At 66.6% G+C, this 23455-nt stretch carries 24 protein-coding genes; 12 read left to right on the plus strand and 12 right to left on the minus strand.

The window, feature by feature from the left end:
- Window positions 1–14: 14 nt before the first annotated feature.
- Both kdgD and B0W88_RS07215 read right to left on the minus strand, forming a co-directional pair.
- Window positions 15–926 carry a 5-dehydro-4-deoxyglucarate dehydratase gene (kdgD, locus tag B0W88_RS07210; protein ID WP_077033984.1) on the minus strand — a complete coding sequence of 304 codons (912 nt, stop codon included), beginning with the start codon at window positions 924–926 and terminating at the stop codon, window positions 15–17.
- Between the two features lie 89 nt (window positions 927–1015).
- Window positions 1016–1762, minus strand: a complete 747-nt coding sequence (locus tag B0W88_RS07215; protein ID WP_077033985.1) for a FadR/GntR family transcriptional regulator — start codon at window positions 1760–1762, stop codon at window positions 1016–1018.
- A 71-nt stretch (window positions 1763–1833) separates the two neighbouring features.
- Here B0W88_RS07215 and B0W88_RS07220 point away from each other — a divergent pair, with 71 nt between their 5' ends.
- From B0W88_RS07220 to garD, 6 genes are read left to right on the plus strand one after another with little or no spacing between them, the layout of a single operon-like run.
- Window positions 1834–2640 (plus strand): NAD(P)-dependent oxidoreductase, encoded by an 807-nt coding sequence (locus B0W88_RS07220; RefSeq protein ID WP_077034007.1) that lies wholly within the window; start codon window positions 1834–1836, stop codon window positions 2638–2640.
- Between the two features lie 45 nt (window positions 2641–2685).
- Entirely contained in the window at window positions 2686–3669 is a 984-nt protein-coding gene (locus tag B0W88_RS07225) for a TRAP transporter substrate-binding protein (protein ID WP_077033986.1), read from the plus strand.
- A gap of 7 nt (window positions 3670–3676) precedes the next feature.
- The gene (locus tag B0W88_RS07230) at window positions 3677–4171 is read left to right on the plus strand and encodes a TRAP transporter small permease (RefSeq protein ID WP_077033987.1); all 495 of its coding nucleotides are present in this window, start codon (window positions 3677–3679) and stop codon (window positions 4169–4171) included.
- The gene (locus tag B0W88_RS07235; protein WP_077033988.1) at window positions 4162–5517 is read left to right on the plus strand and encodes a TRAP transporter large permease; all 1356 of its coding nucleotides are present in this window, start codon (window positions 4162–4164) and stop codon (window positions 5515–5517) included. Before B0W88_RS07230 ends, B0W88_RS07235 begins: the two co-directional genes overlap by 10 nt.
- A 4-nt stretch (window positions 5518–5521) precedes the next feature.
- On the plus strand, window positions 5522–6532 hold the full coding sequence (locus B0W88_RS07240) for a lactonase family protein (protein WP_077033989.1): 1011 nt from the start codon (window positions 5522–5524) through the stop codon (window positions 6530–6532).
- Window positions 6529–8076, plus strand: coding sequence for a galactarate dehydratase (gene garD, locus B0W88_RS07245; protein ID WP_077033990.1), 1548 nt, complete (start codon window positions 6529–6531; stop codon window positions 8074–8076). The genes B0W88_RS07240 and garD overlap by 4 nt, the downstream gene beginning before the upstream one ends.
- Before the next feature lie 30 nt (window positions 8077–8106).
- On the opposite strand, the gene B0W88_RS07250 is transcribed toward garD, so the two are convergent.
- Window positions 8107–8724 (minus strand): PEP-CTERM sorting domain-containing protein, encoded by a 618-nt coding sequence (locus B0W88_RS07250; RefSeq protein ID WP_077033991.1) that lies wholly within the window; start codon window positions 8722–8724, stop codon window positions 8107–8109.
- A gap of 167 nt (window positions 8725–8891) precedes the next feature.
- Here B0W88_RS07250 and B0W88_RS07255 point away from each other — a divergent pair, with 167 nt between their 5' ends.
- Window positions 8892–9629: an SDR family oxidoreductase gene (locus tag B0W88_RS07255; RefSeq protein WP_077033992.1), complete on the plus strand. Its 738-nt coding sequence runs from the start codon at window positions 8892–8894 to the stop codon at window positions 9627–9629.
- Between the two features lie 15 nt (window positions 9630–9644).
- Here B0W88_RS07255 and B0W88_RS07260 read toward each other — a convergent pair whose 3' ends face one another.
- The 3 genes from B0W88_RS07260 to gcl form a co-directional block, all read right to left on the minus strand.
- Window positions 9645–10553, minus strand: coding sequence for a 2-hydroxy-3-oxopropionate reductase (locus B0W88_RS07260; protein ID WP_077033993.1), 909 nt, complete (start codon window positions 10551–10553; stop codon window positions 9645–9647).
- Window positions 10554–10680: 127 nt separating this feature from the next.
- Entirely contained in the window at window positions 10681–11460 is a 780-nt protein-coding gene (gene hyi / locus B0W88_RS07265) for a hydroxypyruvate isomerase (RefSeq protein WP_077033994.1), read from the minus strand.
- A gap of 10 nt (window positions 11461–11470) precedes the next feature.
- Window positions 11471–13267: a glyoxylate carboligase gene (gene gcl, locus B0W88_RS07270; RefSeq protein ID WP_077033995.1), complete on the minus strand. Its 1797-nt coding sequence runs from the start codon at window positions 13265–13267 to the stop codon at window positions 11471–11473.
- A 111-nt stretch (window positions 13268–13378) separates the two neighbouring features.
- Here gcl and B0W88_RS07275 point away from each other — a divergent pair, with 111 nt between their 5' ends.
- Both B0W88_RS07275 and B0W88_RS33505 read left to right on the plus strand, forming a co-directional pair.
- Window positions 13379–14290, plus strand: coding sequence for a LysR family transcriptional regulator (locus B0W88_RS07275; protein WP_077033996.1), 912 nt, complete (start codon window positions 13379–13381; stop codon window positions 14288–14290).
- 219 nt (window positions 14291–14509) lie between these two features.
- Window positions 14510–14665: a hypothetical protein gene (locus B0W88_RS33505; RefSeq protein ID WP_158080816.1), complete on the plus strand. Its 156-nt coding sequence runs from the start codon at window positions 14510–14512 to the stop codon at window positions 14663–14665.
- Between the two features lie 9 nt (window positions 14666–14674).
- Here the strand turns inward: B0W88_RS33505 and B0W88_RS07280 are convergent, their stop codons facing one another.
- From B0W88_RS07280 to B0W88_RS07300, 5 genes are all read right to left on the minus strand, one after another.
- The gene (locus B0W88_RS07280; RefSeq protein ID WP_077033997.1) at window positions 14675–15598 is read right to left on the minus strand and encodes a LysR family transcriptional regulator; all 924 of its coding nucleotides are present in this window, start codon (window positions 15596–15598) and stop codon (window positions 14675–14677) included.
- A 40-nt stretch (window positions 15599–15638) separates the two neighbouring features.
- Window positions 15639–16655 (minus strand): 2-dehydropantoate 2-reductase, encoded by a 1017-nt coding sequence (locus B0W88_RS07285; protein WP_077033998.1) that lies wholly within the window; start codon window positions 16653–16655, stop codon window positions 15639–15641.
- 45 nt (window positions 16656–16700) lie between these two features.
- Complete coding sequence (locus B0W88_RS07290) at window positions 16701–17474, minus strand: fumarylacetoacetate hydrolase family protein (RefSeq protein ID WP_077033999.1); 774 nt, start codon at window positions 17472–17474, stop codon at window positions 16701–16703.
- Window positions 17471–17803: a hypothetical protein gene (locus B0W88_RS07295; protein ID WP_077034000.1), complete on the minus strand. Its 333-nt coding sequence runs from the start codon at window positions 17801–17803 to the stop codon at window positions 17471–17473. The genes B0W88_RS07290 and B0W88_RS07295 overlap by 4 nt, the downstream gene beginning before the upstream one ends.
- Before the next feature lie 97 nt (window positions 17804–17900).
- Complete coding sequence (locus B0W88_RS07300; protein WP_077034001.1) at window positions 17901–18308, minus strand: OsmC family protein; 408 nt, start codon at window positions 18306–18308, stop codon at window positions 17901–17903.
- A 297-nt stretch (window positions 18309–18605) separates the two neighbouring features.
- Here B0W88_RS07300 and oxlT point away from each other — a divergent pair, with 297 nt between their 5' ends.
- Entirely contained in the window at window positions 18606–19907 is a 1302-nt protein-coding gene (oxlT, locus tag B0W88_RS07305) for an oxalate/formate MFS antiporter (protein ID WP_077034002.1), read from the plus strand.
- Window positions 19908–20154: 247 nt separating this feature from the next.
- Here oxlT and B0W88_RS07310 read toward each other — a convergent pair whose 3' ends face one another.
- Window positions 20155–20775, minus strand: coding sequence for a Crp/Fnr family transcriptional regulator (locus B0W88_RS07310; RefSeq protein ID WP_077034003.1), 621 nt, complete (start codon window positions 20773–20775; stop codon window positions 20155–20157).
- 127 nt (window positions 20776–20902) lie between these two features.
- Between B0W88_RS07310 and oxc the strand changes: the two genes are divergently transcribed.
- Both oxc and B0W88_RS07320 read left to right on the plus strand, forming a co-directional pair.
- The gene (oxc, locus tag B0W88_RS07315) at window positions 20903–22657 is read left to right on the plus strand and encodes an oxalyl-CoA decarboxylase (RefSeq protein WP_077034004.1); all 1755 of its coding nucleotides are present in this window, start codon (window positions 20903–20905) and stop codon (window positions 22655–22657) included.
- A 33-nt stretch (window positions 22658–22690) separates the two neighbouring features.
- A partial coding sequence (locus tag B0W88_RS07320) for a formyl-CoA transferase (protein ID WP_144006658.1) occupies window positions 22691–23455 on the plus strand: 765 nt, incomplete at its 3' end.

The following is a 23455-nucleotide window of genomic DNA, read 5'->3' on the forward strand; positions in this document are numbered from 1 at the left end:
ATGGGCTTCGCTGTTTACTGCGGGCCGAGCTTGGCGATCAGCTGGCGCAATTCCTCGACCTCCGGGGCGAGCAGGTCCGACAGCGGCGGCCGCACCGGCCCCGCGCCATGGCCCACCAGCGTGGCGCCGGCCTTCACGATGGAGACGGCATAGCCCTCGCCCTTGTTGCGCAGCGCGACGTAGGGCAGGAAGAACTCGCGCACCAGGCGGTCGCAGGTGGCGGTGTCGCCGGCGGCATGGGCGCGGTAGAAGTCCATCGCCGTCTTCGGGATGAAGTTGAAGACGGCGGACGAGTACACCGGGCAGCCCATCGCCTTGTAGGCGCCGGCGAACAGTTCGGCCGTCGGCAGGCCGCCGAGGTAGGCAAAGCGCTCGCCCAGCGTCTGGCGGATGGCGACGAACTTCTCGATGTCGCCCAGGCCGTCCTTGAAACCGATCAGGTTGGGGCAGCGCTCGGCCAGTTGCTGCAGGCTCTGCGGCGTCAGCTTGCAGGCGCCGCGGTTGTAGACGATGACGCCGATCTTCACGCTCTTGCAGACCGCTTCCACATGGGCGACCAGGCCGGCCTGGCTGGCTTCGGTCAGGTAGTGGGGCAGCAGCAGCACGCCTTGCGCGCCCAGGCGCTCAGCCTCCTGCGCGTACTGGATCGCCAGCGTGGTGCCGCCGCCGGCACCGGCGATGATCGGCGTGCGGCCGCGGCAGGTTTCCAGTGCCACCTGGATCACCAGGCTGTATTCGGTGGGTTCCAGCGAGAAGAATTCGCCCGTGCCGCCGGCGGCGAACAGGGCCGAGGCGCCGTAGGGCTGCAGCCATTCGAGGCGCTCGGCATAGGGCTTGGGCGCGAACTTCAGCTGCGCATCGAAGTCGGTCAGCGGGAAGGACAGCAGGCCGGATTGGAGGACGGATTTCAGTTCGGTGGGGCTCATCGGATGTCTCGCGGTCGGTTGGCGATTCGTTGTCAGTCATCGTACAACTAGGCGAACAACTGACGATCCGGGTAAACCCGAGAAGAGGGCTACTTCAATCCGGCCTGGGCGCGGCGGCGGCGTTCGCGGCTGTTGGCGAGGTGGGTGCGCATCGCGGCGCGCGCGGCGTCGGGATCCTGGGCGGAGATGGCGTCGAAGATGCTCTCGTGCTCGCCGTTGATGCGGCGCAGGTAGGCGCGGCGCTCGTCGCTGACCGCCGCGGCAGGGGAGGTGCTCCCGTCGAGCCGGGCGCGCGGGATGATGGTGTTCCCCAGCGTCGTCATCAGCTCGCTGAAGTGGCTGTTCTGCGTGGCGCGGGCGATCTCGAGGTGGAACTGGAAATCGGCCGGCACGGAATCGCGGCCGGCCTCCACCGCCTCGACCACTTGATCGAGCGCAGCCCGCATGGCCACGAGGTTCGCCTCGCTGCGCCGCTGGGCGGCCAGCGCGGCGGCCTCGGTCTCGAGGCCGATGCGCAGCTCGAGGACGGCGATCACGTCCTGCAAGGTGCCGACCTGTTCCTGCGTGATCCGGAATCCCGGCGCCTCGCCCAGCCCCAGCACGAACGTGCCGATGCCATGCCGCGTCTCGACCAGCCGGGCCTGCTGGAGCTTGGAGATGGCCTCGCGCACGACCGTGCGGCTGACGCCGTAGGTCTGCATCAGCGCGGCCTCGGTGGGCAGCTTGTCCTCGGGCTGCAACTGCTGGCTGCGGATCTTCTCGCTGAGGTCTTCGACCAGCGTGTGGGCCAGGCCGCGGCGGGAATTCTGGGGATTACCCTGAGTCACGATCGTCATCAGGTATTGATAATGAAGTTGTACGACAACGTATATGCGATGACTCAGAGCGTAACCCAATGAAGGACTTCATGCCACCGATGCCGCTCAAGCGGCTGCTGATGACCGGGGCGGCCGGCGGCCTGGGCCGCGAGCTGCGGGCCCGGCTGGCGCCGTTCGCCGAGCGCCTGCGCCTGTCGGACCTGGCGCCGCTCGCCGCGACGCCAGCGCCGCACGAGGAAGACATGCCTTGCGACCTGGCCGACAAGGCCGGCATGCGTGCCTTGCTGGCCGACGTGGACGCGGTCGTGCATTTCGGCGGCGTGTCGGTCGAGCGGCCCTTCGAGCAGATCCTCGAGGCCAATCTGCGCGGCGTGTTCCATCTCTACGAGGCGGCGCGGCTGCAGGGCGTCAGGCGCATCGTCTTCGCCAGCTCCAACCACACGATCGGCTTCTATCGCCAGGGCGAGCGCATCGACACGAGCGCGAAGCAGCGGCCGGACAGCTACTACGGCGTCTCCAAATGCTTCGGCGAGGACATGGCGCAGATGTACTTCGAGCGCTACGGCATCGAGACGGTCAGCATCCGCATTGGCTCCGCGCTGCCCGAGCCGCAGAACCGCCGCCAGCTCAGCACCTGGATCAGCCACCGCGACCTGGTCAACCTGATCGGCCATGCGCTGTTCACGCCGGGCGTGGGCCACACGATCGTCTACGGCGCGTCCGCCAGCCGCGATACATGGTGGGACAACAGCGGCGCCTCGGTGCTCGGCTGGGCGCCGCTGGACAGTTCCGAACCGTACCGCGCCGCGATCGAGGCGCAGCCGCCGCTGGCCGACGACGACCCGAACGGCATCTACCAGGGCGGCTTCTTCGTCAATGAAGGCCCGTTCGACTGAGCCCCATCGCCAAGACACATAACCGACAAAACCAACGGAGACAACATGAGCACCAAGTACCGCCCGATTCCCATCCTGCTGGCCGCTGTCATGGCGCTGGGCGCAGGCACGGCCGAAGCCCGCAACTACCGCTCCGCCGAGGTCCACAACAAGGACTTCCCGACCAACAAGGCGGTGATGTTCATGAGCGACGAGCTCGCCAAGGCCAGCGGCGGCAAGGACAAGATCAAGATCTTCGGCGACAGCGCCTTGGGCTCGGAGAAGGACACCGTCGAGCAGGTCAAGATCGGCGCGCTGGACATGGTGCGCGTCAGCTCCGCCTCCTTCCATGGCATCGTGCCGGAGTCGGTGATCCCCTCGCTGCCCTTCCTGTTCCGCGACGTCGAGCATTTCCGCAAGGTGATGTACGGGCCGCTGGGTGACAAGATGCTGGCTTCGTTCGAGAAGGCCGGCTTCATCGGCCTGTGCTGGTACGAGAGCGGCGCCCGCTCGGTCTATGCGCGCAAGCCGATCAAGACGGTGGCCGACATGAAGGGCGTGAAGATCCGCGTCCAGCCCTCCGACCTGATGGTGGGCCTGGCCAGCGCCATGGGCGCCTCGCCGACGCCGATGCCCTTCGCCGAGGTCTACACCGGCCTGAAGACCGGCCTGGTCGACGCGGCCGAGAACAACATCCCGTCCTACGAGGAGTCCAAGCACTACGAGGCCGCGCCCTTCTTCTCCGAGACCATGCATGTGATGACGCCCGAGGTGCTGGTCTTCTCCAAGAAGATCTGGGACACGCTGACGAAGGAGCAGCAGGCGCAACTGCGCCAGTCGGCCAAGGCCTCGGTGCCGTACTACGTGAAGCTGTGGGAGGCGCGCGAGACCGAGGCGAAGGCCGCCGTCGTCAAGGGCGGCGCCAAGATCACGCCGGCCGCGCAGGTGGACCGCGCGGGCTTCGTGGCTGTCGAGAAGCCGGTCTGGGACAAGTTCGCCACGACGCCCGAGCTGAAGCAACTGGTGCAAGACATCGTCAACACGAAGTAAGCGCTCGATGAACGGCTTGACTGCCCTCAACGCGCGCCTGTCGCGCTGGGTGATGTACCTCGCCTGCCTCTGCCTGGCCGCGCTGCTGGCCATCGTGGTGTACGGCGTGGTGCTTCGTTATGTGTTCAACGACGCGCCGGCCTATGTGGAGCAGGTGGCGCTGCTGCTGGTGGTGTCGGTGGCGATGTTCGGCGCCTCGGCCGGCGTGCGCGATGCGGGCCATATCGGCCTGGATTCGCTGGTCAAGATCCTGCCGAAGCCGGTGCAGCACGCCTGCAAGGTGCTGGTGCTGCTGCTGACGCTGGCCTTCGCGCTGGCGCTGATCGCCGGCGGCGCCGAGATGGCCGCGTCCACCCATCACGACACGATCCCCACGCTGGGCATCACCGAGTCCGTCCGTTACGTGCCGGTGCTGATCGCCGGCGTCCTGATCTCGCTGTTCTCGATCGAGCACCTGATCGCGCAGTTCACCGGCAAAGAGGTGCAATCCTCATGGCACTGACCGTCCTCTCCCTCGGTTTCCTCGTCTTCCTGCTGCTGGGCATGCCGGTGGCCTTCGCCATCGGCCTGTCCTGTCTGCTGACCTTCGCCTACGAGGGCCTGCCCTTCGAGACCGCCATCCAGATGATGGTCTCGGGCATGAACGTGTTCTCCTTCCTGGCCATTCCCTTCTTCATCTTCTCGGGCGAGCTGATGCTGCATGGTGGCATCGCCGACAAGATCGTCGCCTTCGCCCGCAGCCTGGTGGGCCACTGGAAGGGCGGCCTGGGCCTGGCCAACGTGGTGGCGTCCACGCTGTTCGGCGGCGTCTCGGGCTCGCCGGTGGCGGACACCTCCGCGATGGGCGGCGTGATGATTCCGGTGATGAAGAAGGAGGGCTACGGCGCCGACTACGCGGTCAACGTGACCACCCACGCCTCGCTCTCCGGCGCGCTGATGCCGACCTCGCACAACATGATCATCTACGCCTTCGCGGCGCAGGGCGCGGCCGGCGTGATCGCGGGCAACACGATCCGCGGCGTGTCCATCGGCGACCTGATGTTCGCCGGCCTGATCCCGGTCTTCTGGATCATGGTGTGCATGTTGATCACCGCCTACTGGCAGGCCGCCAAGCACGGTTATCCGAAGCGGGCCGACGGCTCCTCGATGGTGTTCGCGCATTTCGCCGGCTGGGGTCAGGTCTTGCGCACCTTCCTGGCGGCGATCCCGGGGCTGGCGGTGATCCTGATCATCCTGGTCTGCGTGATGAAGGGCATCGCCACGGCCACCGAGGCGGCGGCCATCGCGGTCACCTACTCGCTGCTGCTGACGGTGGTGGTCTACCGCACGATGACGCGGCAGAACCTCTTGAAGTCGCTGGCCAAGGCGTCCAAGACCACCGGCGTGATCCTGCTGCTGATCGGCGTGTCGAACATGCTGCGCTACCAGATGGCGTATCTTGAGATCCCCGACACCATCGAGGCCGCGCTGCTGCAGGCCACCACCCAGCCCTGGCTGATGCTGCTGTACATCAACATCATCCAGATCTTCCTGGGCATCTTCCTGGATATGGCGGCCCACATCCTGATCACCACGCCGCTGTTCCTGCCGCTGGCCATCCAGATGGGCGTGGGCCCGGTGCAGTTCGGCATGATGCTGCTGCTGAACTGCGCGCTGGGGCTGGTGCATCCGCCGGTGGGCACCGTGCAGTTCATCGGCTGTGCGATCGGCAAGATCTCGATCGGCGAGGCCACGCGTACCGCTTGGCCGTACTACGCGGCGATCTGCGTGGCGATCACGTTGGTGACCTATGTGCCGGCTTTCTCCACCTGGCTGCCGACGCTGATCACCGGCCACGTGGTGCAGTAAGGCCATGTTCGCCGTCTACGTCTCCGGCGCCGAGAGCGGCGACATCAGCGTGCTGCGGCTGGACCCGGCCTCGGGCGCCATCGCCGTGGTGCAGACCATCGAGCCCGGTGGCGAGCTGATGCCGATGGCGCTGGGGCCGTCGCTTGACCGGCTCTACGTCGCCCGCCGCTCCGAGCCGCGCGAGGCGTTGAGCTTCGCGATCGACCGTCGCAGCGGCCGGCTGAGCCCGCTGGGCAATGCGGCACTGCCGCACAGCATGGCCTACATTGCCGCCGACCACAGCGGCCGCTGGCTCTTCAGCGCCTCCTACGGCGGCAACCTGGTGGCGGTGAACGCGATCGATGCGCAGGGCATCGTGCGCGAGACGGTGCAGGTGGAGGCGACCGGCCCGAAGGCGCATGCGATCCTGCCCGATGCGACGAACCGGCGCGTGCTCGCCACCAGCCTGGGCGGCGGCGTGATCACGCAGTTCGACTTCGATCCCATGACGGGCAGGCTCAGCGCACGGGCGACCGTCAGCCCGCATCAGAACGCCAGCCCGCGCCACTTCCGCTTCAGCCCGGACCAGCGCTTCGTCTACTTGCTCAATGAGCTGGACGGCGCGCTGGACGTGCTGGGCTATGAGAACGGACGGCTGACGCCGGTGCAGAAGATCAGCACGCTGACGACGGATTTCAGCGGCGAGCCTTGGGCCGCCGACCTGCAGCTCACGCCCGACGGGCGCTATCTCTACGCTAGCGAGCGCCGCTCCAGCCAGCTCGCGCGCTTCCGGGTCGACCCCGCCAGCGGGCACCTGGAGTTGCTCGGCCACACGGCGACCGAACCCCAGCCCCGCGGCTTCCGCATCACGCCGGACGGCCGCTACCTGATCAGCGTGGGCCAGTTGTCGCAGCGCCTGCGCCTGTTCGAGATCGATCCCCGCACCGGCGCCTTGAGCGTGCGCGGGGAAGCCCCGGTCGGCCGCGGCGCCAACTGGGTGGAAGTCATGCCCCTGCTCGGAGAAGTACCCCGATGAAGCCCCTCACGATCCTGATGGACGAGCGCGACAACGTCGCCATCGTCGCCAACGACGGCGGCCTGCCCGCCGGCACGGTGCTGGCCAGCGGCCTGGTGCTGGTCGACAAGGTGCCGCAGGCGCACAAGGTGGCGCTGGTCGACATTCCCGAAGGCGGCGCGGTGCGGCGCTACAACGTGCCCATCGGCTATGCGCTGAAGCCCATCCCGGCCGGCAGCTGGGTGCACGAGCGCCTGCTGCGCATGCCCGAGGCGCGCGAGCTGGAGGGGCTGCCGATCGCCACCGTGAAGCCCGAACCCCAGCCCGCACTGGAGGGCTACAGCTTCGAGGGCTATGTGAACCCCGACGGCTCTGTCGGCACGCGCAACATCCTCGCCATCACGCAGACCGTGCAATGCGTGGCCGGCGTCACCGAGTTCGCCGTGCAGCGCATCAAGGCCGAACTGCTGCCGAAGTACCCGAACGTGGACGACGTCGTGGCCCTGGAACACGGCTACGGCTGCGGCGTGGCCATCGACGCGCCGGACGCGATCATCCCGATCCGCACGCTGCGCAACATCAGCCTGAATCCGAACTTCGGCGGCGAGGTGATGGTGGTGAGCCTGGGTTGCGAGAAGCTGCAGCCCGAGCGCCTGCTGCCGCCGGGCAGCATCGAGCTGAAGGACGAGCGCAAGGATGAGGCGCTGGACGTCGTCTGCCTGCAGGACGAGGCGCATGTGGGCTTCATGTCGATGGTCGATTCCATCGTGCGACAGGCCGAGGTGCATCTGAAGCGCTTGAATGCACGCCGCCGCCAGACGGTGCCCGCCAGCGCGCTGGTCGTCGGCGTGCAGTGCGGCGGCAGCGATGCCTTCAGCGGCGTCACCGCCAACCCGGCGGTGGGTTTCTGCACCGACCTGCTGGTGCGCGCAGGCGCCACGGTGATGTTCTCCGAGGTGACCGAGGTGCGCGACGGCATCGACCAGCTCACCTCCCGCGCCACGACGCCCGAGGTGGCCGAGGCGATGATCCGCGAGATGGCCTGGTACGACGCCTATCTCAAGCGCGGCAGCGCCGACCGCAGCGCCAACACCACGCCCGGCAACAAGAAGGGCGGCCTGTCGAACATCGTCGAGAAGGCCATGGGGTCCATCGTCAAGAGCGGCTCTTCGCCGATCTCCGGCGTGGTCTCGCCGGGCGAGAAGGCGACGCAGAAGGGGCTGCTCTACGCCGCCACGCCGGCCAGCGACTTCATCTGCGGCACGCTGCAGCTGGCGGCCGGCATGAACCTGCACGTCTTCACCACCGGCCGCGGCACGCCCTACGGCCTGGCCGAATGCCCGGTGATCAAGGTCGCCACGCGGGACGACCTGGCCCGCCGCTGGCATGACCTGATGGACATCAACGCCGGCACCATCGCCACCGGCGAGAAGACGATCGCAGACGTGGGCTGGGAGATGTTCCGGCTGATGCTGGACGTGGCCAGCGGGAGGAAGAAGACCTGGGCGGAGCAGTGGAAGCTGCACAATGCGCTGGTCTTGTTCAATCCGGCGCCGGTGACCTGAGCGGCGTCGTCACACCGGACCGGCCACCCGTCAGCGCCGGGATTTCTGCCTGGAAAGCGCCAGGCCCAGCATGGCGGCCAGGACCAGCGCGCCGGTTGCCGGCTCCGGCACCGAGGTGCCGTTGGGATTGCTCTGCGCGGCGGCGATGAACCACAGCGAGTCGTTGCCCGTGGTGGTGAAGCCGGACGTGTCATAGGCCGGGTTGCCCGTGTTGGCGCCGCACAGGAAGCCGGGCGTGTCGCAGGGGATGAAGGCCGGATTCGCGATGTCCGTGAGGTTGTAGGTCAGCACGAAGTCGTTGGTGCCCACCACGACGAAGTTCGAGTCGTTGGCCGTTCCGCCCAGGAAGAAGGTGTGGCTGGCCGCGTCGTAGGTGAAGCCGATCGGGGAGTCCACCGTCACGCCGGTGAGCATGTGGACGACGACGTCGGCCGTGTCGTTGTCGTAGTTGAGCGCGGTGTCGAAGGTCACCGTGAACGAGCCTGTGATCTGGCTCACCGGCGACGGCAGGGCCGGGCTGCCGTTGATGTCGACGAAGCCGCCCAGCACGAAGCTGAAATCGTGGGCGACCGGCGAGGCCGCCGCGCCGAGGGCCAGCCCCAGGCTCACGGCCGCGGCGGCAGCCTTGAAGATGCTCGAAGTGCGCATGTCCTGATCCTCCAGTCGAGAAAACAGGGACGCGCCCGCATCAAGCGTGCCATTCATAAAAATCAAGAGCTTGTGTGCGCCCGTCATCTTCCTTGGAAAGAATTCCGACAGTCAGGCCGCCTGCATCCCGCATCATTGATGGTGGCTGAAAACACAGGAGCGCAGGTATGAGCAAGGCAATCGAGGGCAAGGTCGTCGTCATCACCGGCGCCAGCAGCGGCCTGGGCGAAGCGGCGGCGCGCGCGCTGGCCGCACGGGGCGCGAAGCTGGTGCTCGGCGCGCGCCGGCTCGACCGGCTGGAGGCGCTGGCCGCCGAGCTGGGCGGCAGCGAGGTGCTGGTACAGGCCACCGACGTCACCGATGCCGCCCAGGTCCAGGCGCTGGCCGATGCGGCGCTGGCCCGCTTCGGCCGCATCGACGTGATGCTCAACAACGCCGGGCTGATGCCGCACTCGCCGCTGGAGCGCCTGAAGATCGCCGACTGGGACCGGATGATCGACGTCAACATCAAGGGCGTGCTCTACGGCATCGCCGCGGTGCTGCCGGCGATGCAGGCGCAGCGCTCGGGGCATATCGTCAACGTGGCTTCGGTGGCCGGGCTGAAGGTGAGGGCGGGTGCCACCGTCTATGCCGCGACCAAGCACGCGGTGCGTGCACTGTCCGAAGGGCTACGGCTGGAAGTGAAGCCGTACAACATCCGCACGACGGTGATCTCGCCCGGCGCGCTGGACACCGAGCTGATCGAGCACATCACCGAGCCGGATGTGCTGGAAGGCGTGCGCAAGACCTACGCGAACGCAGTGCCGGCGGACACCTTCGCCCGCGCGCTCATCTATGCGCTGGAGCAGCCGCCGGAGGTGGACGTCAACGAGATCGTGCTGAGGCCCACCATCCAGGAGTTCTGAGTCGCGCGGCCTGCCTTACTCGGGCAGCTTGCCGCCGATCTCGAAGTTCGCCATCGTCTCCAGCGCGCGCACCATCGCCGAATGATCCCAGGCCTTGCCGCCATGGGCCGCGCATGAGCTGAACAGCTGCTGCGCGGTCGACGTGTTGGGCAGCGCCACGCCCAGGGTCTTCGCGGTGGCCAGCGCCAGGTTCAGGTCCTTCTGGTGCAGCTCGATGCGGAAGCCCGGCTCGAAGGTGCGCTTGATCATGCGCTCGCCGTGCACCTCGAGGATCTTCGAGGAGGCGAAGCCGCCCATCAGCGCCTGGCGCACCTTGGCTGGATCGGCGCCAGCGCGGGCGGCGAGCAGCAGCGCCTCGCCGACCGCCTCGATCGTCAGCGCGACGATCACCTGGTTGGCGACCTTGGCGGTCTGGCCGTCGCCGTTGGCGCCGACGTGGGTGATGTTCTTGCCCATCAGCTCGAACAGCGGCTTGGCGCGCTCGAAGGCCGCCTCGGGGCCGCCGACCATGATGGACAGCGTGGTGTTCTTGGCACCCACCTCGCCGCCGGAGACCGGGGCATCGAGGTAGTCGCAGCCGATCGCGTTGATCTTCTTGGCGAAGTCCTGCGTGGCCAGCGGGGAGATCGAGCTCATGTCGATCACCAGCTTGCCCTTGCTCAGGCCCGAGGCCAGGCCCTGCTCGCTGAACAGCACGGCTTCGACGTCGGGCGTGTCAGGGACCATGACGATGACGATGTCCGCACGCTCGGCCACGCCGCGCTGCGTGGTGCAGACGGTGGCGGAGCTCTCGGCGATGGCCGGCGGCAGCTTGCCGATCGTGTTGACGAAGAGCTGGTGGCCGGCCTTGATCAGGTGGCCCGCCATCGGCGCGCCCATGATGCCGAGGCCGATGAAGCCGATCTTGAGGGAGGGAGTGGTCATGTGTGGATCCGTTTTGATTTGAATTTGATTTGAGGGTGATCGATCGACTTCCGTTCGGGCTGAGGTATCGAAGCCCTCAGCCAGTTGGCAGGGCCCTTCGATACCTCAGGGCGAACGGTGAGTGGATCTAGCTCGCAAGACGCTGGCGCCAATCGAGGCCCGCCTCAGTCGCTCCCGCCGGCTTGTATTCACAGCCGATCCAGCCTGCATAGCCGATCCGGTCGATGTGCTTGAACAGGAACTCGTAGTTGATCTCGCCGCTGCCGGGCTCGTTGCGGCCTGGGTTGTCGGCCAGCTGGATGTGGCCGATGCGGGACAGGTGCTTCTCCATCGTGGCGGCCAGCTCGCCCTCCATCCGCTGCGCGTGATAGATGTCGTACTGGACGAAGGCGTTGTCGGCGCCCACCTCGTCCAGGATCGCCAGCGCCTGGTCCGTGCGGTTGACGAAGAAGCCGGGGATGTCGAAGGTGTTGATCGGCTCGATCAGCAGCTTCAGGCCGTGGACCTTCAGGCCCTTGGCGGCGCAGCGCAGGTTGTCGACCAGGATGCGCTTGAGCTCGGCGCTGGCCACACCGGCCGGCGCCTTGCCGGCCAGGCAGTTCAGCTGCGGCACGCCCAGGGCGACGGCGTATTCGATCGCGCGGCCGATGCCGGCCTGGAACTCCTTCTCGCGGCCGGGCAGGCAGGCGATGCCGCGCTCGCCGGCGGCCCAGTCGCCGGCCGGCAGGTTGTGCAGCACCAGCTGCAGGCCGTTGGCGTCGAGCCGGGCCTTGATCTCCTCGGCCGGGAAGTCATAGGGGAACAGGAACTCGACGGCCTTGAAGCCTGCCTTGGCGGCGCGCTCGAAACGGTCGAGGAAGGGCACCTCGTTGAAGAGCATCGTGAGGTTGGCGGCGAAGCGGGGCATGGTGTTCTCCTTAATCCAAGAGGCCGGCGACTTCCAGGCCCTTCGTGCCCTCGGGGTGCTTGCAGTCGATCGCCTCGAACTCGTTGATCTTGTCGATCTCCGTGCCCATCGAGATATTGGTGACCCGCTCCAGCACGCACTCGACGACCACCGGCACGCGGTACTTCTGCGCCATCTCCTGCGCCTGCAGCAGCGCGGCCTCGACCTTCTCCGGGTCGGTGACCCGCAGCGCCTTGCAGCCCAGGCCTTCGACGACGGCGACATGGTCCACGCCATAACCCTGCAGGCCCTCGGCATCGGCCGGCATGTTCTGGTTCTCGAAGCCCAGCTGCACGCAGTAGTCCATCTCGAAGCCGCGCTGCGCCTGGCGGATCAGTCCGAGGTAGGCGTTGTTCACCAGCACGTGCACATAAGGCAGGCGGAACTGGGCGCCGACGGCGAGTTCCTCGATCAGGAACTGGAAGTCGTAGTCGCCGGACAGGCCCACGACCTTGCGCGAGGGATCGGCGGCCACGACGCCCAGCGCGGCGGGAATCGTCCAGCCCAGCGGGCCGGCCTGGCCGCAGTTGATCCACTGGCGCGGGCCGTAGACGTGCAGGAACTGCGCGCCGGCGATCTGGCTCAGGCCGATCGTCGTGACGTAGGTCGTGTCGCGGCCGAAGACCTTGTTCATCTCCTCGTACACGCGGAAGGGCTTCATCGGCTTCTCTTCGTAGTGCGTCTTGCGGCCCATCAGGCGCTTGCGCTCGGCGCAGCGGAAGGACCAGTCGCTGTAGTCCTTCAGCGTGCCGGCGGCCTTGCGCTCGCGGGCGGCTTCGACGAAGAGCTGCAGCGCGGCCTTGGCGTCCGACACGATGCCCAGGTCCGGCGAGAACACGCGGCCGATCTGCGTGGGCTCGATGTCCACGTGGACGAACTTGCGGCCCTTGCAGTACACCTCGGTGGAGCCGGTGTGGCGGTTGGCCCAGCGGTTGCCGATGCCCAGCACGAAATCGCTGGCCAGCATGGTCGCGTTGCCGTAGCGGTGGCTGGTCTGCAGGCCGCACATGCCGGCCATCAGCGGGTGGTCGTCGGGGATGGTGCCCCAGCCCATCAGCGTCGGGATCACCGGCACGCCGGTCAGCTCGGCCAGCTCGACCAGCAGCTCGCTGGCATCCGCATTGATGATGCCGCCACCGGCGACGATCAGCGGCTTGTCGGACGCCAGCAGCATGTCCAGCGCCTTGTCGATCTGCTTGCGCGTGGCGGCGGGCTTGTAGACGGGCAGCGGCTCGTAGGTGTCGATGTCGAACTCGATCTCGGCCATCTGCACGTCGAAGGGCAGGTCGATCAGCACCGGACCCGGGCGGCCCGAGCGCATCAGGTGGAAGGCCTGCTGGAAGCTGCGCGGCACCAGGGCGGGCTCGCGCACGGTGACGCTCCACTTGGTCACGGGCTTGGAGATGGACTCGATGTCCACCGCCTGGAAGTCTTCCTTGTAGAGGCGGGCGCGCGGCGCCTGGCCGGTGATGCACAGGATGGGAATGCTGTCGGCCTGGGCGGAATAGAGGCCGGTGATCATGTCGGTGCCGGCGGGACCGGAAGTGCCGATGCACACGCCGATATTGCCGGCCTTGGCGCGGGTATAGCCCTCGGCCATGTGCGAGGCGGCCTCGACGTGGCGGGCCAGCACGTGGGCGATGCCGCCGCGCTTGCGCAGCGCCGAGTACAGCGGGTTGATCGCCGCGCCGGGAATGCCGAAGGCCTGGGTGATCCCTTCCTTCTCCATCACCAGCACCGCTGCGTCGACGGCTCTCATCATTGCCATGGTTCATCTCCTTTTGATCGATGACGCCATGGTGTCTTTTGCAGTGCGGAGCGTGAATCCAAGCCTGCCGATAACAGATATTCCACCCTGGAATGGCAAAAGGTGATTTCCATGGACCGCATGCTCGGAATGCAACTCTTCATCCGCGTCGTCGAGACCGGCTCGTTCAGCAAGGCCTCGGCGGACCTGGGCATCACGCAGCCGACGGCCACCAAGCACGTGGCGGCGCTGGAGAAGCGCCTGGGCGCGCGCCTGTTCCACCGCAGCACGCGCGGCGTCACGCCCACCGAGATCGGGGCGCTGTACTACGAGAAGTGCATCCTGATCGTGCGGGAGATGGAGGAGGCGGACAACCTCGCCACGCTGCAGCAGTCGCAGACGCGCGGCGTGCTGCGCATCAGCACCTCGGTGGCCTTCGGGCGGCGCGTGATGGTGCCGCTGACGATCGGCTTCATGCGGGAGCACCCGCAGCTGCAGATCGACCTGAGCTTCGACGACCGCTACGTGAACCTGGTGGAGCAGGGCGTCGACCTGGCGATCCGCATGGGCCAGCTGGCCGACTCATCGCTGGGCGCCAGCTACCTGGGCGTCAACCCCTGGGTGCTGGTGGCCTCGCCGGCCTATCTGCAGGCGCACGGAACGCCGACCCACCCGGACGAACTGAGCCGCCATGCCGCGCTGATCTACAGCACGGTGCAGGGGGATGAGCGCTGGCGCTTCGTCGGCAACGGCCAGACGGTGCAGGTGCCGGTGCAGGGGCCGCTGCGCTCCAACAACCTCTCGGCCCTGCTTGCCGCGGCCCGCGCCGGCCTCGGCGTGGCCGTGCTGCCCTGGTATGTGGCCCATGCCTCGGTCAGGGACGGCGCGGTGCAACCGCTGCTGGCCGACTGGACGCTGCCCTCCCAGGCCATCCACGCGGTGTTCCCTTCGCCCCGACTTGTGCCAGCCAAGGTCACCCGGCTGCTGACCTGGCTGCAGGGGAAATTCGACGAAGGCTGGTGGGCGACCAAGCGTGAAGTATGACTGTTATCAATATTGAGAATATCTTGTCATCGGGGCGTTGCGCCCAAACTCTGGCAAGAGCCCCGTGTTTACTGGGCTGGATACTGAAAAATTGATCTAGATCAAGAATCTGAAAATCACTTGCTGCGACGCACAAATAACGCTTGCGACTATCACGGGTTAACCCGACACTTACGTCATCGAATCTTCACCAACCTTCAACTCTCCGGGAAAACCATCATGATCATCAGCACCCTGAATACTCCCGCCGCCAAGTCCCTGATCGCCAACATGCCGATCGTGATCCTGTTCAAGGCGGTCCGCGGCGCCTTCTTCTCGGCCCCGAAGGCCGATGCCGCGCTGCAAGGCCGCCTTCCGAGCGCTTCGTTCCGCTAAATCTCAGAGTTACTGCCGGTACGGGACGAACCGCTCGATCAGTTCCGCCCCGTCCGCCAGCAGGAACTCCTTGAACGCCTGGGCCACCGGCGCCAGGCGTTTGTTTTTCCGGTGCACGACAAACCAGTTGAGCATCAGCGGAAAACCCTGGACCTTCAGCACCTTGAGGCTGCCCGTGGCCACCTCCTGGCTGATCGTGTGGGCGGATAGAAACGCCAGGCCCATGCCGGCGATCACCGCCTGCTTGATCGTCTCGGTGCTGCGGATCTCCATCGCGATGTGGATGTCGTCCATCTGCTCGCCGAAGGCCTCGGCCATCGAGTTGCGCGTGTCCGAACCCTTCTCGCGGGCGACGAAAGGCTCGCGCTTGAGCTCCTCGAAGCGGATGCGCCGGCGCTCGGCCAGCGGGTGCGTGGCGGCGGCGACGATCACGTAAGGGTGGGGCGCGAAGGCGATCGCCTCGGTGTCGAGGTCGGTCGGCGGGCGCACCATCACGGCGAGGTCGGTCAGGTTGTCCGCGATATGGGTCAGCAGACCTTCGCGGTTATGGATCGTGAAGTTCAGCGACACGCCGGCGTGTCGCCCGGCGAATTCGACCAGCAGCCGCGGGAAGAAGTAGTCCCCGGCGCTGATCACGCCCACATTGAGCTTGCCGCCGCTGACGCCGCGGTAGTGCGTCATCGCCTGCTCGGCCTCCTCGAACTGGGCAATGATGCCGCGGCTGATCTGCAGCAACTGCGAGCCGGCGGCGGTCAGGTAGATCTTCTTGCCGAACTGCTCGAACAGCAGGTTGCCGGCGTGCGATTCCAGCTTGCGCACCTGCGTGGAGACGGCCGGCTGGCTCAGGTGCAGTTCCTCGGCCGCGCGGGAGTAGCTGAGCAGCCGGGCGACCGATTCGAAGATTTTCAGCTGGCGGAGGGTGGCGTGCTTCACCCGGCGGATTCTGTCCGCCGGGGCGCAAAGCGCACTTGCCTCAGGTCAAGGGCTGCAAACTGAGCCGCGCCTTCTCCTCGCCCATCGTCTTCTCCAGCAGCTTGACCAGCGCGTAGACCGTGTCGATATGCGGCGTCGGCGTCTCGGTCAGCCGGGCCAGCTCGACGACCGAGCCCACCAGCGCGTCGATCTCCGGCGCGCGGCCCGCTTCCACGTCCTGCAGCATCGAGGTCTTGTGCTTGCCGACCTTCTCGGCCCCGGCGATGCGCTTCTCCAGCGAGACGCGGAAGGTGATGCCCAGCTTGGTGGCCACCGCCTGCGCCTCGGTCATCATCGCCGCGGCCAGTTCGCGCGAGGGGCCGTACTGGCAGATGTCGACCAGCGTCGACTGCGTGAGGCAGCTGATCGGGTTGAAGGTCAGGTTGCCCCAGAGCTTGAGCCAGATCTCGGCGCGGATGTCGTCCAGCACGGGCGCCTTGAAGCCGCCGCGGGCCAGCGCATTGGATACCGCCTGCACCCGCTCGCTGGTCGTGCCGTCCAGCTCGCCGACCGGGAAGCGCTCGCCCTCGATATGCTGGATCACGCCGGGCCTCACCAGCTCGGAGGCCGGGTAGACGACGCAGCCGATCACGCGGTCCGAAGGCAGGTTGGCCAGCACCGTACCGCTCGGGTCGGCGCTGCGCACGACGGTGCCGGCCAGCGCGCCGCCGTGCTTGTGGAAGTACCAGTAGGGAATGCCGTTCTGCATCGGCACGATGACGCCAGTGGGCGAGAGCAGGGCGGCCGCCTTGGCCGCCACCGCCTCCACCTGGTGCGCCTTCATCGCCAGGATGACCATGTCGAACTGGCCGGCCTGACCGGCGTAGTCGTCGCTGGCCTGCACCTGCTTCGTCGAGTGCGACACGCCCTCGGCGTCGATCAGCTCGATGCCATTGGCGCGGATCGCCTCCAGATTGGCGCCGCGCACGAAGAAGGTGACGTCCTCGCCGGCCAGCGCGAGCCGGGCGCCTACGAGTCCACCGATGGCCCCCGCGCCGATGATTGCGATCTTTTGCATGAAGTTTCCTTGGGCATAGTCAAAAAATCTTGTGTGTCGCCGACGCTAGACGAAGCGGTTGCTCAGGCGGCCGATCCCTTCGATCGCCACCTCGACCAGGCTGTCCGGAATCATCGAGCCGACGCCGACCGAGGTGCCGCACAGGATCACGTCGCCTGGATACAGGGTCAGGTCTTGCGAGATCAGGCTCACCAGTCGCTGCACCGAGAAGCGCATGTCGCTGATGGGATAGTTCTGCCGCAGCTCGCCGTTGAGCGTCGTCGTCACGGTGAGGCTTGCAGGATCCAGGCCAGTGGCGACCACCGGGCCCATCGGGCAGAAGGTGTCGAAGCCCTTGGCGCGGTCCCACTGGGTGAAGGAGGCGTCGCGGTTCAGGATGTCAGCCACCGTCACGTCGTTGGCACAGGTGTAGCCGAACACATGGTCCAGCGCGTCCTCGACGGTGACGCCGGAGGCGGTCTTTCCGATCACGATGCCCAGTTCGCCCTCGAACACCACCTTGCCCTCGCAGCGCGGGCGGCGGATCGTCTGGCCGGCCGGCAGCCAGGAGTTCGGCGCCTTCATCAGGTACAGCGGCTCGGGCGGGTCGGCCAGGTTCAGCTTGGCGGCCAGCGCGTGGAAGTTGTTCCACATCGCGATGACCTTGGTCGGCTGGGTGGGCGTGAGCAGCTTGAGGCGGGCCAGGTCGTAGCGCAGGCCGGTGGGCGCGGGCTGGTCGAACATATTGCCGGCGTGCTCGTGGACGACGTCGCCGTCACCGAGGGTGCCGAAGCCGACGCGGCCATCATCCAACTCAAAACGAAGCCACTTCTTGCTCATGCGCCCAGCTCCCTGCCGATCAGTTGCGACCAGTCCACCGGCCGCGCGGCCAGGTCGGCGATCAGCGAATACTGGCGGCGGCAGGCCGCCTGCTTCTCGACGATCACGCGCAGCAGGAAGGCCGCGTCGTAGGCCTTCAGCAGGTGGGCCTGCTCGCGGCGCAGGTAGTGCAGCAGCCGTTCGACCGGATCCTCGCTGAAGGCGATCAGCGCCTCGTAGGTCGGGGTATCCCAATACCAGCGGAAACCCAGTTCGTAGAAGGCCGCGTTATAGGCGCGCAGTTCGAGTTCCTGCGGATTGGCCTGGAGATTCTGGAGATCGTTGTACATGCCCGGCTCCTTCGCGTTGTGTTGCGTTGAGCAAAATGTAGAGAGCCGGGTTGATAAATAACAATCAATCTTTGCTTGGCGAACCATTCACTAATAGTTATGGTTCTTCGGCGAGCCGCGTGGTCACCTCGGTGGTCACCTGGGTCATCAGGCGATGCACCGGGCATTTGCCGGCCACGGTCAGCAACTCCTGGCGTTGCTGATCGGTCAAGGGGCCGCCGAACTTCATCGTCGCGTCGAGCTTGTAGACGCCCTGGCGCTCCTGGCTGTCGTCGCGCTCGAGCTGCACTTCCACGTCTTCCAGCGGGATGCCCTTGCGGTTGGCGTACCAGACGACGGTCAGCGCCTTGCAGCTGGCCAACGCGGCGTCATAGAGCTCGTGCGGCGTGGGGCCGAGGTCGTCGCCGCCGTTCGCCGGCGGCTCGTCGACGATGAATTCATGCTGGCGCACCGACACCCGGTGCTTCATCTTGCCGCTGCGGTCGCGGGTGACGACGAGGGTCATTTTTCACTGTCCTTTTCTGATGCGCTCGAATTGCGCGTTAGCTCTGGGAAGATGCCTTTTCTTATATCACCCCGATTGGTGTTCATCCGGGTGAACCAGAACGCAGGTTTTTGAAAAACTTGCTTCGGATCAAGAGAATTTCGGCGGCGGCGTCCGACAGTGAATCCACCCCGGAAATGGTCCGAAGCGGCTGGCGGGGCAAACAAACAAGAGGAAGTCCGCGAGGCGGCGTGGCGAGCGCGCTGCCCCTGCGTGGCAGGACAAACGAGAGACAACACCCGCAAAGGAATCGCCATCATGATTCGACCGCCCGTAGCCGTCGCCACGGCCTCAGACACCCACGCGGCGCCCGACGCCACCCAGCACACCAGCAGCGCCTATCGATGGGGCCAGCTCTTGCTGGGCATCCTGTGCATGGCGATGATCGCCAACCTGCAATACGGCTGGACGCTGTTCGTCAACCCGATCTCCGAGAAATACGGCTGGAGCCGCGCCGCCATCCAGGTGGCCTTCACGATCTTCGTGCTCACTGAAACCTGGCTCGTGCCGATCGAGGGCTACCTGGTCGACCGCTTCGGCCCGCGCCCGGTGGTGATGGGCGGCGGCATCCTCTGCGGTATCGGGTGGGCGATGAACTCGGTGGCCGACACGCTGCCGATGCTGTACTTCGCTGCCGCCGTCGCCGGTGTGGGCGCTGGTGCGGTCTACGGCACCTGCGTGGGCAATGCGCTGAAGTGGTTCCCCGATCGCCGCGGCCTTGCCGCCGGCCTGACGGCGGCCGGCTTCGGGGCGGGCTCGGCGCTGACCATCATCCCGATCTCCAACTTCATCAAGTCCAACGGCTACCAGGATGCCTTCCTGTACTTCGGCATCGGCCAGGGCCTGATCGTGTTCCTGGCCTCCTGGGCCCTGAGCCGCGCGCCGGAGACGCTGAAGAAGCTGGCCCCGAGCACGCTGCAGCAGAGCAAGCGCAGCTACACGCCGGGCGAGGTTGCCAAGACGCCGGTGTTCTGGGTCATGTACGCCATGTTCGTGATGGTGGCTGCCGGCGGCCTGATGGCCACCGCGCAGCTCGGCCCGATCGCCAAGGACTTCAAGATCGACGGTGTGCCGGTCAACATCATGGGCCTGGTGCTGCCGGCGCTGACCTTCGCGCTGGCCATCGACCGGGTGCTGAACGGCCTGACGCGTCCCTTCTTCGGCTGGGTGTCCGACCAGATCGGCCGCGAGCTGACGATGTTCATCGCCTTCGCCATCGAATCGGTGGGCATCCTGGCGCTGTACAAGTTCGGCCAGAACCCGGTGGCCTTCGTGATCCTGACCGGCATCGTGTTCTTCGCCTGGGGCGAGATCTACAGCCTGTTCCCGTCCACCTGCGCCGACACCTTCGGCTCCAAGTACGCGGCCTCCAACGCCGGCATGCTGTACACCGCGAAGGGCACGGCCTCGCTGCTGGTTCCGCTCTCCAGCGTGCTGGCCGCCAGCACCGGCAGCTGGCACTCGGTGTTCATCGTGGCCAGCGTGATGAACGCAGCCGCCGCGTTGATGGCTTGGTTCGTGTTGCGCCCGATGCGCAAGGCGCAAATGGAAAAATCGTGATCTGAACCCGACCCGTCGGCATGACGGGTTATGTCAGCGGAGCCCTCCCGGGCTCCGCTTTGCATTTCAATTGGCCATGGCGCCGCGCGCTACCCGCAGCTGATGACGCGCGTTGGTATTTCGGGCCGTCGCGCCGGGCCGCTCCCAAGCAGGCCCGCGTGGCGATGTGCGAGCGGGGCAACCCCCGCGAGCATCGCCGTCCCCTCGGGGGACCGGCCAAGGTACTCCTTGGACGAGGGGCTCCATGTCAAGGCGGATTCGCGATCTTCCCGCTATGGCGCAGCCGGCTCAGCGTTTCCGCCGACAGGTTCAGGTAGGAGGCCAACTCCTTCTGCGGAATGCGGTCCACCAGGTCCGCATGCTTGCGCAGGAAGCGCTGCACGCGGCCCGGCGCGTCCAGCAGGTGCAGCGTGATCGTGTGGGCCATGATGTCGCTCATTACCTTCATCACGTCGTACTCGAAGCGCTGCTTGTGCTCGGGGCGGGCGTCGAGGAAGCTGCCCCAGTCCTTCATCGGCAGGCTGGCCACGCGGGCCTTGCTGACGCCGACGATGCCGTAAGGCGTGGGCGTGCCCAGGCGCCAGGCGGCGTAGACCGTCTCCATGTCGCGCTCGCAGGCGAAGCGCAGGATCATCTCCTTGCCTTCGGGGTTCGAGACGACGCGCTTGAGCACGCCGTCGACGATGAAGTACTGCGCCATCTCCCGCGCGCCCTGCTGCTGCAGGAATTCGCCCTTGCCGCTGTCGGTGATCAGCAACTGGGCTTCCAGCTCCTTCAGATCCTCGTCGGTAAGCCCGGCCAAGGCGACGTTCTGCCTCAGCTGCAGGCGGATCACGTTGCGCTCCGGATGATTCACCAGGAATGTCATTGCAGGGTTTGCCTCTGTTTTTTCGGAATCTTGACTGGCGTCAACCGCCTCCGTTCCTCCCGCAATCATAGTCACCACACGCACTCGGTGAGAGCCGAGGGGTGTTGTCAAGAACAAGGAGAGAGACTTGTCTACCGTACTCGAATCCAAGCCGGTCGCTCAGGCCGCAACGCAGTCCGCCAATGAGCCCGAACTGACCGACGGCTTCCATCTCGTCATCGACGCGCTGAAGCTCAACGGCCTGGACACCATCTACGGCCTGGTGGGCATTCCCATCACCGACCTGGCCCGCCTGGCCCAGGCCGAGGGCATGCGCTTCATCGGCTTCCGCCATGAGCAGCACGCCGGCAACGCCGCCGCCATCGCCGGCTACATGACCCAGAAGCCCGGCATCTGCCTGACGGTGTCCGCCCCCGGCTTCCTGAACGGCCTGACCGCGCTGGCCAACGCCACCACCAACTGCTTCCCGATGATCCTGATCTCCGGCTCCAGCGAGCGCGAGATCGTCGACCTGCAGCAGGGTGACTATGAGGAGATGGACCAACTGGCCATCGCCCGCCCGCACTGCAAGGCTGCCTTCCGCGTGCTGCATGCCGAGGACATCGGCGTCGGCTTCGCCCGCGCCATCCGCGCCGCCGTCTCGGGCCGCCCGGGCGGCGTCTACCTGGACCTGCCGGCCAAGCTGCTCGCGCAGACGATGGACGCGGCCAAGGGCAAGGCCTCGCTGATCAAGGTCGTGGACCCGGCTCCGCGCCAGCTGCCCGCGCCCGACACGGTCGCCAAGGCCCTGGACGTGCTGAAGAACGCCAAGCGCCCGCTGATCCTGCTGGGCAAGGGCGCCGCTTACGCGCAGGCGGATGAAGACATCCGCGCGCTGGTCGAGAAGACCGGCATCCCCTACCTGCCGATGTCCATGGCCAAGGGCCTGCTGCCCGACACGCACGCGCAGTCGGCTTCCGCCGCCCGCTCCTACGTGCTGGCCGAGGCCGACGTGGTGATGCTGGTCGGCGCGCGGCTGAACTGGCTGCTCTCGCACGGCAAGGGCAAGACCTGGGGCCAGGAGAAGGGCGCCAAGAAGTTCATCCAGATCGACATCTCGCCGACCGAGATCGACAGCAACGTGCCGATCGAGGCCCCGCTGATCGGCGATATCGCCTCCTGCGTCGGTGAACTGCTGAAGGGCGTGGACGCCAGCTTCCCGAAGCCGCCGGCCGACTGGCTCGCCAACATCGCCTCGCGCAAGGACAAGAACCTGACCTCGATGGCCGCCAAGCTGGCGCAGAACCCCAGCCCGATGAACTTCCACAGCGCCTTGGGCGCCATCAAGGAAGTGCTGAAGGACCATCCGGACATCAACCTGGTCAACGAAGGCGCCAACACGCTGGACTTCGCCCGCTCGATCATCGACCAGTACCAGCCCCGCAAGCGTTTCGATTCGGGCACCTGGGGGATCATGGGCATCGGCATGGGCTACTCGATCGGCGCTGCCGTCACCAGCGGCAAGCCGGTCGTCGCGATCGAGGGCGACAGCGCCTTCGGCTTCAGCGGCATGGAGCTGGAAACGATCTGCCGCTATGACCTGCCGGTCACGACGATCATCTTCAACAACAACGGCGTCTACCGCGGCACCGACGTGAACCCCACCGGCGGCAAGGACGTGGCCCCGACGGTCTTCGTCAAGGACGCCCGCTACGACAAGATGATCGAGGCCTTCGGCGGCGTGGGCTACCACGTGACGACGCCGGAAGAGCTGACGGCCGCGCTGAAGGAATCGATCGCCGCCGGCAAGCCGGCCCTGATCAATGCGGTCATCGACGAGGCTGCGGGCACCGAAAGCGGGCGCCTGACCAACCTCAATCCGCAAAGCGGCAAGACGAAGTAACGCGTTACCAGCACTGACAAGGAGATAGCCAAAATGACCAAAGCACTCGACGACATCAAGATCATCGACTTCACCCACGTGCAGGCCGGCCCCGCCTGCACGCAGATGCTGGCCTGGTTCGGCGCGGACGTGATCAAGGTCGAGCGCCCCGGCTCCGGCGACGTCACCCGCAGCCAGCTGCGCGACATCCCCGACGTGGACGCGCTCTACTTCACCCAGCTCAACGGCAACAAGCGCTCGCTGACGCTGGACACCAAGACCCCCGAGGGCAAGGAAATCCTGGAGAAGCTGATCAAGGTCTCGGACGTCATGGTCGAGAACTTCGGCCCCGGCGCGCTGGACCGCATGGGCTTCACCTGGGAACGGATCATGGAGCTGAATCCGAAGATGATCCTGGCCTCGGTCAAGGGCTTCTCGGACGGCCACCACTACGAGGACCTGAAGGTCTACGAGAACGTGGCCCAGTGCGCCGGCGGCGCCGCCTCCACCACCGGCTTCTGGGACGGCCCGCCGACGGTCTCTGCCGCCGCGCTGGGTGACAGCAACACCGGCATGCACCTGGCCATCGGCATCCTGACCGCGCTGCGCCAGCGTGACAAGACCGGCCGCGGCCAGAAGGTGGCCTGCTCGATGCAGGACGCGGTGATCAACCTGGTGCGCGTCAAGCTGCGCGACCAGCTGCGCCTGGACCGCCTGGGCTACCTGGAAGAGTACCCGCAGTACCCGCACGGCACCTTCACCGACGTCGTGCCGCGCGGCGGCAATGCCGGCGGCGGCGGCCAGCCGGGCTGGGTGCTG

The sequence above is a fragment of the Pelomonas sp. KK5 genome (assembly GCF_001984095.1).
Classification (GTDB): Bacteria; Pseudomonadota; Gammaproteobacteria; order Burkholderiales; family Burkholderiaceae_C; genus KK5.